The organism is Kaistia sp. 32K (assembly GCF_016629525.1).
Taxonomy (GTDB): domain Bacteria; phylum Pseudomonadota; class Alphaproteobacteria; order Rhizobiales; family Kaistiaceae; genus Kaistia.
The window spans coordinates 2,414,894-2,426,826 of the sequence record NZ_AP024269.1; the positions used below are offsets into that span (position 1 = coordinate 2,414,894).

At 66.1% G+C, this 11,933-nt stretch carries 10 protein-coding genes; 1 reads left to right on the top strand and 9 read right to left on the bottom strand.

The features are described 5' to 3' along the window. Positions 1–40: 40 nt before the first annotated feature. From recJ to K32_RS10930, 5 genes are all read right to left on the bottom strand, one after another. Positions 41–1,855 (bottom strand): single-stranded-DNA-specific exonuclease RecJ, encoded by a 1,815-nt coding sequence (gene recJ / locus K32_RS10910; protein ID WP_201404028.1) that lies wholly within the window; start codon positions 1,853–1,855, stop codon positions 41–43. Positions 1,856–1,865: 10 nt separating this feature from the next. Beyond that, a complete protein-coding gene (gene glpX / locus K32_RS10915; protein ID WP_201404029.1) occupies positions 1,866–2,867 on the bottom strand; it encodes a class II fructose-bisphosphatase in 1,002 nt (333 codons plus the stop codon). 16 nt (positions 2,868–2,883) lie between these two features. Beyond that, on the bottom strand, positions 2,884–4,209 hold the full coding sequence (locus K32_RS10920) for a homoserine dehydrogenase (protein ID WP_201404030.1): 1,326 nt from the start codon (positions 4,207–4,209) through the stop codon (positions 2,884–2,886). 24 nt (positions 4,210–4,233) lie between these two features. Next, positions 4,234–5,454: an LL-diaminopimelate aminotransferase gene (locus tag K32_RS10925; protein WP_201404031.1), complete on the bottom strand. Its 1,221-nt coding sequence runs from the start codon at positions 5,452–5,454 to the stop codon at positions 4,234–4,236. Positions 5,455–5,544: 90 nt separating this feature from the next. After that, positions 5,545–5,943: a hypothetical protein gene (locus tag K32_RS10930; RefSeq protein ID WP_201404032.1), complete on the bottom strand. Its 399-nt coding sequence runs from the start codon at positions 5,941–5,943 to the stop codon at positions 5,545–5,547. 137 nt (positions 5,944–6,080) lie between these two features. On the opposite strand from K32_RS10930, the gene K32_RS10935 reads away from it, so the two are divergent. Then, positions 6,081–7,916, top strand: coding sequence for an alpha/beta hydrolase (locus K32_RS10935; protein ID WP_201404033.1), 1,836 nt, complete (start codon positions 6,081–6,083; stop codon positions 7,914–7,916). 217 nt (positions 7,917–8,133) lie between these two features. Here K32_RS10935 and K32_RS10940 read toward each other — a convergent pair whose 3' ends face one another. The 4 genes from K32_RS10940 to K32_RS10955 form a co-directional block, all read right to left on the bottom strand. Continuing rightward, positions 8,134–9,420 carry an O-acetylhomoserine aminocarboxypropyltransferase gene (locus K32_RS10940; RefSeq protein ID WP_201404034.1) on the bottom strand — a complete coding sequence of 429 codons (1,287 nt, stop codon included), beginning with the start codon at positions 9,418–9,420 and terminating at the stop codon, positions 8,134–8,136. Positions 9,421–9,580: 160 nt separating this feature from the next. After that, on the bottom strand, positions 9,581–10,009 hold the full coding sequence (locus K32_RS10945; RefSeq protein ID WP_201404035.1) for a CoA-binding protein: 429 nt from the start codon (positions 10,007–10,009) through the stop codon (positions 9,581–9,583). 4 nt (positions 10,010–10,013) lie between these two features. Further along, positions 10,014–10,820, bottom strand: coding sequence for a hypothetical protein (locus K32_RS10950; RefSeq protein WP_201404036.1), 807 nt, complete (start codon positions 10,818–10,820; stop codon positions 10,014–10,016). After that, a complete protein-coding gene (locus K32_RS10955) occupies positions 10,817–11,266 on the bottom strand; it encodes a VOC family protein (RefSeq protein ID WP_201404037.1) in 450 nt (149 codons plus the stop codon). The genes K32_RS10950 and K32_RS10955 overlap by 4 nt, the downstream gene beginning before the upstream one ends. Positions 11,267–11,933 lie beyond the last annotated feature (667 nt).

Sequence of the window (11,933 nt, forward strand, 5' to 3'; positions counted from 1 at the left end):
GGTGAAGGGGGTAACGAGAGGCTGACGGGCCGCTAACGCGTTAACGCAGCGGCTGGGGCTGCGCGACGTCGAGGATGCGGAAGCTCGCCTGCTTGCGGCCCTGCCAATGATCGATGCTCAACGTGCCGGCGACATGCAGCGGCCGGCCGCGCGAGGCGAGCAAGGTGCGGCCGAGGTCATTCTCGGCGGCGCGGAAGGCGATTGCCTTGAGATTCTGGTCGCCGCCGGAAAGCGTGACCCGGACATGGCCATTGCCGACCGTGTCCGCATAGTTGACGAAATGCGCCGGCAGCGCGAAGACCGGCTCGGCATGCCCGGCCCCGAAGGGCCCGGCCTGCTCGACCCGCTCGATGAAATCGGGCGTCGCGGCCCGCGCCGTCAGCGCGCCGTCGACGAGAAGCTGGTCCGCCTGCCGCGCCTGCCGCGACGCCTCGGCGGCGCGGGCTTCCAGGAAAGCGCGGAATTCCGCGAATTTCGCCGGCTCGATCGTCAGGCCGGCCGCCATGGCGTGGCCACCGCCCTTGACCAGCAACCCGGCCTCGACGGCGCAGCGCACGAGCGCGCCAAGGTCGACGCCGGAGACGGAGCGGCCCGATCCGGTGCCGGTGCCGTTCGGCATCAGCGCGATGGCGAAGGCCGGCCGGCGGAAGCGCTCCTTGAGCCGCGCCGCGATCAAACCGACGATGCCCGGATGCCAGCGATCGCTCGCCGTGACGATGACGGCAGGCCCCTCGCCCGAGCCGATCTCGGCATCGGCTTCCGCGACCGCCTCCTCGAGCATCGAGGTTTCAATGGCTTGGCGCTGCTTGTTCAGATCGTCGAGCTCGACCGCAATCCGCTCGGCCTCGGCCGCGTCGTCCAGCGACAGCAGCCGCGCGCCCAGCGCCGCGTCGCCGATCCGGCCGCCGGCATTGATGCGGGGCCCGAGCAGGAAACCGAGATGATAGGGCGCGACGGGCACGTCGATGCGGGCCGCGAGCGACAGGGCGGCTAGCCCCGGATTGGCGCGCCGGCGCACCGCCAGCAGCCCCTTGGTCACGAAAGCCCGGTTCAGGCCGACCAGCGGAACGACGTCGCAGACGGTGCCGAGCGCGACGAGATCGAGCCATTGCAGCAGGTCCGGCTCGGGCCGCGTCGGGCCGTACCAGCCGCGTTTCCTGAGTTCGCGATTGGTGGCGACGACGGCGAGGAAGGTGACGCCAACGGCCGCGAGATAGCCGAGGCCGGAGAGATCGTCCTGCCGGTTCGGATTGACCACGGCCAGCGCCGGCGGCAGTTCCGCGCCCATCTGGTGGTGATCGAGCACCACGGCGAGCCGGCCGAGATCGCGGGCGACGCCCAGCGCCTCATGACTGGTCGAGCCGCAGTCGACGGTGACGATGAGGTTGGCGCCCTCTTCCACCAGCGTGCGGATGGCGTCCGGATTGGGGCCGTAGCCCTCAAAAATGCGGTCGGGGATGTAGATCCGGGTCTCGACGCCCTGGGAGCGCAGGAACCGGGCGAGCAGCGCCGAGGAGGTGGCGCCGTCGACGTCGTAGTCGCCGAAGATCGCGACATGCTCGCCGGCCTCGACGGCGTCGGCGATGCGCGCCGCTGCCGCGTCCATGTCGGTGAGCACGGAAGGATCCGGCATCAGCCGGCGCAGGCTCGGATCGAGGAAATGCGCCGCGTCGTCGATCGCGACGCCCCGCCCGGCAAGCACGCGGGCGACGAGCTCTGGGATCTCATGGCGCTGCGCCATGGCGGTCGCCGCCAGGCTCGCATTCGCATCGACCCGTTCGGTCCAGCGGCGCCCGGTCACGGACCCTTCCACGCCGAGAAAGGCGCGCCGTGCGTCGCTGGATGGCATGCTCATGGAGACGGGCTCAGCCCTCGTTTTCGAACTTCTCGAGGTCGCGGTGCGTCGCCTTGATCCAGCGGACGGTGCCCGAGGACGAACGCATCACGACGGTGTCCGTAGTGATCTCGCCGTTGCGCGCGAAGCGGACGCCCGAGAGCAAATTGCCGTCGGTGACGCCGGTCGCGGCGAACAGCACATCGCCCTTGGCCATCTCGTCATGGGTGAACTTCTTGTCGAAATCCTGCACGCCCATCTTGGCCGCGCGCTCGCGCTGGGCGTCGGACTGGGTCACGAGACGGCCCTGCATCTGGCCGCCGATGCAGCGAAGCGCCGCCGCGGCGAGAACGCCTTCGGGGGCGCCGCCGATGCCGAGATAGATGTCGATGCCGGTCTCGTCCGGATTGGTCGTGTGGATCACGCCGGCGACGTCGCCGTCACCGATCAGGCGGAGCGCGGCGCCGGTGGCGCGCACGTCCTCGATCAGCTTGGCATGGCGCGGACGGTCGAGGATGCAGGCGGTGATCTCGTTGACCGGTACGCCCTTGGCGGATGCGAGCGCGCGGATGTTTTCCATCGGCGAGGCGTCGAGATCGACGATGCCCTTGGCGTAGCCCGGGCCGATGGCGATCTTCTGCATGTAGACGTCGGGCGCGTAGAGCAGGCTGCCGCCCTCGGCGATCGCGATCACGGCCAGCGAATTCGGCTGGTTCTTGGCGCAGATCGTCGTGCCTTCGAGCGGGTCGAGGGCGATGTCGACGCGCGGACCGGAGCCCTTGCCGACGTTTTCGCCGATGTAGAGCATCGGCGCTTCGTCGCGCTCGCCCTCGCCGATCACGACCGTGCCTTCGATCGGCAGGCGGTTGAGTTCGCGGCGCATGGCGTCGACGGCGGCCTGGTCGGCGGCCATTTCGTCGCCCCGGCCGCGCCAGCGCGCAGCCGCGACAGCGGCGCGTTCGGTCACGCGCACCAACTCAAGCGTGAGGATACGGTCGAGACCCGCCGCCTTCGCATTTCCAGTCGTCGCCATGTGTGGTGCTCCGCTTTCAGGCCAGTTGTTCAATTCGTATCATCTGCGGTCGCTCCGCAATATGACCGTCTGCCGTAATCTGGTCGAGCGCCTCCTTCACCTGAGCCTCGGTCGTATCATACGTGATGAGTATGACCGGTTGCGGCTCGAGGGGGCGCGGATGTTCGGGAGCGTCCGCCTTGGGAGCGCGGCGGCGCTGGACGATCGATTCCAGCGAAATGTTGTTCTCCGCCATACGCTTGGCGATCGAAGCGAAGGCGCCGGGGCGGTCATAGACGGCCAGGCGGATGTAGTAGCCGCCCTCATGCGCGCGCATGCCGGCCTGCTGGTACGGCTTGAGCAGATGGGCGGGACGGCCGAAGGTTCCGACCACGTCGCCGCGCGCCAGATCCGCGATGTCGCTCATCACGGCCGAAGCCGTCGCATCGCCGCCGGCCCCAGGACCGGCTAGCACGAGCCTGCCGACGAAATCGGCTTCGACGGCGACCGCGTTGGTGACGCCATCGACCCGCGCGATCGGCGAGGATTTCGGCACCATGGTCGGATGCACGCGCTGCTCGATGCCGCTTTCGGTGCGGGTGGCGACGCCGAGAAGCTTGATCCGGTAACCCAGCTCGTCCGCCGCTTCGATATCCGCCGTGGTGATCGAGCGGATGCCCTCGACATAGATGGCGTCAGCGTTGATCTCGGTGCCGAAGGCGATCGCGGTCAAAAGCGACAGCTTGTGCGCCGTGTCGAAGCCGTCGACATCGAAAGTCGGGTCGGCCTCGGCATAGCCGAGACGCTGCGCTTCGGCGAGGCAGGCGTCAAAGGCGAGGCCCTCGCGCTCCATGCGCGTCAGGATGTAATTGCAGGTGCCGTTCAGGATGCCATAGACGCGGCCGACCGTGTTACCGGCGAGCGACTCGCGCAGCGTCTTGATGATCGGAATGCCACCGGCGGCGGCGGCCTCGAAATTCAGCGAAACGCCCTTCGCCTCGGCGCGGCGCGCGAGCTCGGTGCCATGCTTGGCGAGCAGCGCCTTGTTGGCCGTGACGACGTGCTTGCCAGCATCGAGGGCGGCCCGAACCGATTCGGCTGCCGATCCGTCCGACCCGCCCATCAGCTCGACGAAGACGTCGATATCGGCGGACTTCGCCAGCGCGACCGGATCCTCGAACCAGGCCACGGTGGAGAGATCGACGCCGCGATCGCGATAGCGATCGCGGGCCGTGACGGCCGTGACGGTGACGGGCCGACCGCAGCGCAGAGCCAGTTCATTGGCATGGCGCTGCGTCAGACGCAGCAGGGACGCGCCAACCGTGCCAAGACCGGCGACGCCCAAGCGAAGTGCATTGTTCATAAATTCGCCCCAGAGGGGCCCGGCTCACCGCCGGGCGCTGCTGATCGGGACGACGTTGTGCAACGTTTTGTCCGCCGTTTCAAGGAAGCGACGGACATTCCGCGCGGCCTGGCGGATCCGCTGCTCGTTCTCCACGAGCGCGATGCGGACATACTCGTCGCCATGCTCGCCGAAGCCGACGCCGGGAGCGACCGCGACATCGGCCTTCTCGATGAGAAGCTTCGCGAATTCCAGGCTGCCCATCGACTTGAAGGCGTCCGGAATCGGCACCCAGGCGAACATGCTGGCGCGCGGCGCCGGAATATCCCAGCCGGCGCGGCTGAAGCTGTCGACGAGAACATCGCGACGATGCTTGTAGGTCTGCCGCATCTCCTCGATGCAGTCCTGCGGGCCGTTCAGCGCCGCGGTCGCCGCCACCTGGATCGGCGTGTAGGCGCCGTAGTCGAGATAGGACTTCACCCGCGACAGCGCGGCGATCAGGCGCTCGTTGCCGACCGCGAAGCCCATGCGCCATCCGGCCATCGAATAGGTCTTCGACATCGAGGTGAACTCGACGCAGACATCCATGGCGCCCGGCACCTGCAACACGGAAGACGGCGGCACATCGTCGAAATAGATCTCGGAATAGGCGAGATCCGACAGGACGAAGAGCTCATGCTTGCGGGCGAAGGCCACGACATCGCGATAGAAATCGAGATCCGCGACATGCGCCGTCGGGTTCGACGGATAGCAGAGCACCACGGCGAGCGGCTTCGGGATCGAATGGATCACCGCGCGTTCCATCGCGTGGAAGAACTCCGGACCCGGCTCGACCGGAACCGAGCGAATCACGCCGCCGGCCATCAGGAAGCCGAAGGCGTGGATCGGATAGCTGGGATTGGGCACCAGAATCACGTCGCCGGGCGCCGTGATCGCCTGCGCCATGTTGGCGAAGCCTTCCTTCGAGCCGATCGTCGCGACGATCTGCGTATTGGGATCGAGCTTCACGCCGAAACGGCGCTCGTAATAGGCGGCCTGCGCCTTGCGCAGCCCGTTGATGCCGCGCGACGCCGAGTAGCCGTGCACGTCGGGACGGCTCGCGGTTTCCGCAAGCTTCTGGACGATGTGGGCGGGCGTCGGAAGATCGGGGTTGCCCATGCCGAGATCGATGATATCGGCGCCGGCGGCTCGAGCGCTCGCCTTAAGCCGGTTGACCTGCTCAAAGACGTATTGCGGCAGACGCCGCACGCTGTGGAACTCGCTCATCGCTCCGAATCCATCTTTCCTGGATAGTCGTTATGCGTCTCACCTGACGCAGGGCGGTTCTACACCGAACCGCAATCTAAGGAAGCACCCTTATTGAGGGCATTTCGTGGCGTCGGCGCCCGGTTCGCCACATCGATCCTGTATCTCGGACAATGCTTTCTTCGCATGCGTGGCCGCGGTCTTCTCGAGAGCCGCGTTCGATGCCTCGCTCGCCTTGCGCGCCGCCTCGGCGGTGGCAGGATCGTTGTTGCCGGCCTTCGCCTTCAGGCCGGCCGTCGCCTTACTGAGCTCGTCCGCGTTCATCAGCTTGCCCGGCGGCTGGCCGCCGGCGACGTTGATGTTCGGAAAGACGCCCGCACGCTCGAGTTCCGGATCCGGCGTCGTATCAAACGTCTTGGAAATCTGCGAACAGCCGGCCAGCGTGACGGCGAGCGCCAGCGTAGCAAGGAGCGATACGGGGCGACACCGCTTGATTCCGGTCGGTTTCATGGTGAACTCATATGGCAAGTGCGTGGTAAGTGCGCTGACGAAGAGCGCATCGTATCGCTCTGCGCGCGAAGCTATTACACTCTGCGCGTCGGGGAAAGCGCAGCTTGGCCGACGACATAATGGCGTTCGGAGAAACGATGGCCAACGACAGATCCGGCAACAATACCCGAGACACCGCCAGCGGCACCCCGATCAGCCTCGTCGTCAAAGATCCCGAGAAATTCGCCCAGAACATCGCCCGCGTGATCGAGGGCATGACGCGGGCGGCGAACGCCTTCCTGAAATCCCGCGAGGATGGCCGGCTTTCGTCTGACACCACCGACGAAATCGCCGAGGTCGTCCGCACGCTGGCCAAGGTCGTCGAATACTGGACGGCGGAGCCCGGCCGCAGCATACAAGCGCAATCAAAGCTTTATGCGAAATATTTCGCGCTGTGGACGAGCATGATGCAGCGCATGTCCGGCGTTGCCGTCGCGCCGGTCATCGAGGCGGATCCGCGCGACAAGCGCTTCAAGGACCCGCAATGGTCGGAGAATCAGTTCTTCGACTTCCTGAAGCAGTTCTACCTGATCACCGCGCGCTGGGCCGAGGAGATGGTCGAGGGCGCGGTCGATCTCGATCCGCATGTCCGCCTCAAGGCCGGCTTCTATGTCCGCCAGATCGCCAATGCGGTGGCGCCGTCGAACTTCCTGTTCACAAACCCGGAGATCCTGCGCGACACGCTCGATTCGAGCGCCGAGAACCTCGTGCGCGGCATGGACATGCTGGCCGAGGACATCCAGGCCGGCGACGGCGAACTGCGCATCCGCCAGTCCGACACCTCGCATTTCGCCATCGGCAAGAACCTGGCGCTCTCGCCCGGCAAGGTCATCCTGCAGAACGACGTCTGCCAGCTGATCCAGTACAAGGCGGCGACCAAGGATGTCCTGAAGCGGCCGCTGCTGATCGTGCCGCCCTGGATCAACAAGTTCTACATCCTCGACCTCACCCCGGAAAAATCCTTCGTCAAATGGGCGGTCGAGCAGGGCCACACCGTCTTCGTCATCTCCTGGATCAATCCGGGCGAGGCACAGGCGGAGAAGAGCTTCGAGCACTACATGCGCGAGGGCATCCTCGAATCGCTCGACGCGATCGGGAAGGTCACCGGCGAAGCCGAGGTCAACGCCATCGGCTACTGCGTCGGCGGCACCCTGCTCTCCTATGCGCTCGCCTATATGGCCAGCGTCGGCGACACACGCATCGCTTCGGCGACATTGTTCGCGACGCAGGTGGATTTCACCCATGCCGGCGATCTGAAGGTCTTCATCGACGAGGAGCAGATCGAGGCGGTCGAGAAGAAGATGAGCGTGCGCGGCTATCTGGAGGGGAAGAACATGACCGCCTCCTTCAATATGCTGCGCTCGAACGAACTGATCTGGTCCTATGTCGTGAACAACTATTTCCGCGGCAAGGAACCGATCCCGTTCGACCTGCTCTACTGGAATTCCGACGCCACGCGGATGCCGGCGGCGAACCATTCCTTCTATCTGCGCAACTGTTATCTCGACAACAAGCTGGCCGAGGGCGAACTTGCCGTCGACGGCAAGCCGCTGTCGCTCGGCGACATCACGATCCCCGTCTACAATCTGGCGACCCGCGACGACCACATCGCCCCGCCGCGCTCCGTCTTCTACGGCTCGTCCTTCTTCGGCGGCCCGGTCACCTTCGTGCTTTCCGGATCGGGCCACATCGCCGGCGTCATCAACCCGCCGTCACGCGGCAAATACCAGTACTGGACCGGCCCCGCCCCGCATGGCGACGGCTTCGACGCCTGGCTTGCCCGGGCCGAGGAACATCCGGGCTCCTGGTGGCCGCACTGGCAGGCCTGGATCGCGGCGCAGGACGACCGCCGGGTCAAGGCGCGCGTCGTCGGCGGCCGCAAGGTCAAGCCGATCGAGGATGCACCGGGAAGCTATGTGAAGGTGACGGCGTAGCGATCGCAGACGATTCACGCCGAAGGAAGAGCCCTCACCCAACCCTCTCCCGCAAGCGGGCGAGGGCTTTGGGCAGGCGCGCTTCATGACGAGCGCGCCCGCCGCGAATACGCCAGCAAATCGGTAGCGCAGCAAAAAGCACAGCGGATCGACCGGCAAGGCCGCCTCCCTCTCCCGCGTGCGGGAGAGGGTTAGGGTCTACCCGAAAGACCGCGGATCAGGTGCCGGCGAGCGCCTGCTCCAGATCGGCGATGATGTCTTCCTTGTCCTCGATGCCGACCGACAGGCGGACGACGTCGGGGCCGGCTCCGGCAACAACCTTCTGCGCATCGCTCAGCTGGCGGTGCGTGGTCGAAGCGGGATGGATGATCAGCGAACGCGTGTCGCCGATATTGGCGAGATGCGAGAACAGCTTCACCGTCGAGACGACCTTGACGCCGGCGTCATAGCCGCCCTTGAGACCAAAGGTCAGCACCGCGCCGGCTCCCTTCGGCACATAGCGGCGGGCCAGATTGTGGTAGCGGTCGCCCGGCAGGCCGGCATAGCTGACCCAGGCGACGGCCGGATGGTCGATCAGGAATTCCGCCACGGCGCGCGCATTGTCCGAATGCCTCTGCATGCGCAGCGGCAGCGTCTCGATGCCGGTCAGGATCAGGAACGAGTTCTGCGGCGAGATCGCCGGGCCGAGATCGCGCAGGCCAAGCACGCGGCAGGCGATCGCGAAAGCGAAATTGCCGAAGGTCTCGGCCAGCACGACGCCGTTATATTCCGGCAGCGGCTGCGACAGCTTCGGATAGCGCGACTCGCGCGTCCAGTTGAAGCGACCACCGTCGACAATCACGCCGCCCATCGAATTGCCGTGGCCGCCGAGGAACTTGGTCAGCGAGTGCACGACGATGTCGGCGCCATGCTCGAACGGCTTGCAGAGGTAGGGCGTCGCCAGCGTGTTGTCGACGATCAGCGGCACGCCGGCGCGCTTGGCGACCGCGGCGATGGCGGCGATGTCGATGACGATACCGCCGGGATTGGCGATCGATTCGATGAAGATCGCCTTGGTCTTCGGCGTGATCGCCCGCTCGAACGAGCCGATGTCATCGGGATCAGCCCAGACGACGTTCCAGCCGAAGCTCTTGAACGAATGGTTGAACTGGTTGATCGAGCCGCCATAGAGCTTCGACGAGGCGATGAACTCGTCACCGGGCTGCAGCAGCGTGTGGAAGACGAGCAGCTGCGCGGCATGGCCGGACGCGACCGCGAGCGCGGCGGTGCCGCCTTCGAGCGCCGCGATGCGCTCCTCGAGCACGGCCGTGGTCGGGTTGGTGATGCGGGTATAGATGTTGCCGAAGGCCTGCAGGCCGAACAGCGACGCCGCATGGTCGACATCGTCGAAGACGAAGGAGGTCGTCTGGTAGATCGGGGTGATGCGAGCGCCGGTGGTCGGATCGGGTTGCGCGCCGGCATGGACGGCAAGCGTTGCGAAACCGGGCAGCCTGTCTTCGGACATTTTGATCTCCTCCATCCTCATTTCAGGATTGTCTTCATATCGGGATCGTCTTCGGCCATCCGCTGACGGCCGTCTGCAACGGTGAGCCGCCGCGATCCCGCCCGAGCGGCGCATTTCGCGACACGGCAAAATCCATCCGGCCGGCTGGCCGGCAGCCGCCTCAGCCGATCAGGCGCGGACGCTCGATCGCCGGGCAACGGTCCATCACGACGCGAATGCCATGCGCCTCCAGACGGGCCGCCTCGGCATCGTTGCGGATACCGAGCTGAAGCCACACGACCTTCGGCAGGACCGGCAGCGCCAAAACCTCGTCGACGACGCCGCCGATGGCGGCGGCATTGCGGAAGACGTCGACCATGTCGATCGGCACCGGAACATCGGCGAGCCGCGCATAGACCATCCGGCCGAACAGCTCGCGGCCGGCGATGCCGGGATGGATCGGATAGGTCTCGTAGCCCGAGGCCGTCAGATAGCCGAGCACGCCATGGCTCGGCCGGGTCGCGTTGGGGCTGGCGCCGATCACCGCGATGGTCCGCGTCTCCTGCAGGATCTCGCGGAGATAGGCATCCTCGTAGCGATCGTGGTTCATGCCGTCAGAGCCCCGGAACGATCACGGCCGTCACGGCCCATTTCCCGTCGACTTTGCCATAGCAGACGCTGGTCGCCTGGAAGCCGCGCGAGATGTCGTTCGTCGCGTAGCCGGTCTTTCCGGAGGGCAGTGCCACCGAATACCAGTCCGCGCTGCCGTCCTCGCCTTCGACCGACCCTTCCAGGAAGGGCACGATCGTGTCTTCGGGCAAGGTCGCGAGCACCGCCGCCGTCTCGTTCGGCTTGTCACGGAATTCCGTGCTCTCCGACAGGATCCAGAGATTGCTAGCCGGCACACCGGCCGCGTCCGCCACGGCGAGCGCCTTGTCGCGATCGAAGACCGGCTCGGCCGGCGAACAGATGGCGCCGTTGGCCGTCTTCGAGTGCCCCAGCGTGCCCTGGTCCAGCGCGTTGCCGAACAGGTCCACCACGAGGCCGTCAAGGTCCTCGCGGCTATAGTCGACATCGCCCGTCGCCGTCAGCGCCGCCGCATTGTCGAGCCGGTCGCCGCCGGGCCGCTTTTCCGGATCGGACAAGGCCGCGGGCGGCGTCGCGTCGGGGAAGCCGATCATCGGCGAATAGATCTTCACCTCTGGCGCCGCGCTCGCCTTCAGCGTCGCGACGTCGCCGACCTCGATCGCCTTCTTCAGCGTCTCCACCAGGGCCGCCAGCTCCGGATCATCGGTTCCGGAGGTGTCATAGGTGACGGAGAGCGCCTCATAGGGCTTCGGCTCCGGATCGGCGGAAAAGGCAGCCGGCGTCGAGAGGAGCATTGCCGCGCAGGCGGCGGTGGCGAGGAAAAGCGTCTTCATGACTGCGGTCCAGGAAGAACGGGGCGTCCCGCCTCGTCGAATGGCAGGAATGGATTGTAGGCCACTTCCCAGAGATGACCATCCAGATCCGCGAAATAACCGGAATAGCCGCCCCAGAAGACCTTTGTCGCTTCCTTCACGATGCGGGCTCCGCAGGCAACGGCATGCGCCAGCGCGGCATCGACTTCCGCCTCGCTGCCGACATTGTGCGCCAGCGTCACGGCGCGGAATCCGTCGCCCGCCGGCGCCACATGGGCGTCGTCGGCGAGCGCGTTGCGCTGGAACAGCGCCAGCACCACGCCGGAAAGCTGGAAAAAGGTGATCGCTTCCTGGCTGGCGGAGGACGCCTGCCAGCCGAGCGCCTCGTAGAATGCGCGGGCTTTCGGCACGTTGGCGACGCCGAGCGTCACGATGCTGAGCCTTGGTGCGAGGCCTGTCGTCGTCATATGGTCTTCCCCGTCACAATCCGGCCGGCAGCATAGCGGATCGCCCGGCCGGGTACAGGGGCTCGTCGCCCTGATCCACCACGAGCCGGCTCAGGCCCCGGCCTGACGAAGCGGCGAGGCGACTGCCTGTGCAAGCCCCCCTCCCCGCGTCCTGGCCGATTCCGCGGAGTCAGCCAGGCCGGAGGATCTTCAGGCGCTGCGACTATTGGGCGCCGATCAGGAACGCGAAGGCGAGCGCCGCGCCGAGGAGCACCACAACCACACCCACCCGGAACAGCGGGTGCTTCCAAACTTCATACATAACGACTTGCCCCATCTTCTGCCTGCCGGGTCGCTCAACCGCAGATCGCAGCGCGCCCCGCTCTCGCACCATGCTTGGCAGGCGACGCGACATCGGGCAAGGGCGAGGCTCGCGGCGACGCCTCAATTCACCACTATGCTTTACGGAGATCGAACCACGCGCAGGAGCACGCGAAGGCGGCAAAGGACCTCAAAGCCCGTCCGGAAATGCGGATTTGATGCGGTATAATATTACCGTATCAATAAAGCATTGATTTTGCTGCCGTTTTCCGAGACTCGTCTTTTCCGGTTCGCTTGACGGAATCTCGCACGCAGGCTACACACCGCCACGAACGACAGGGCCCCGTGTCCTGTTGCCTCTAATCCT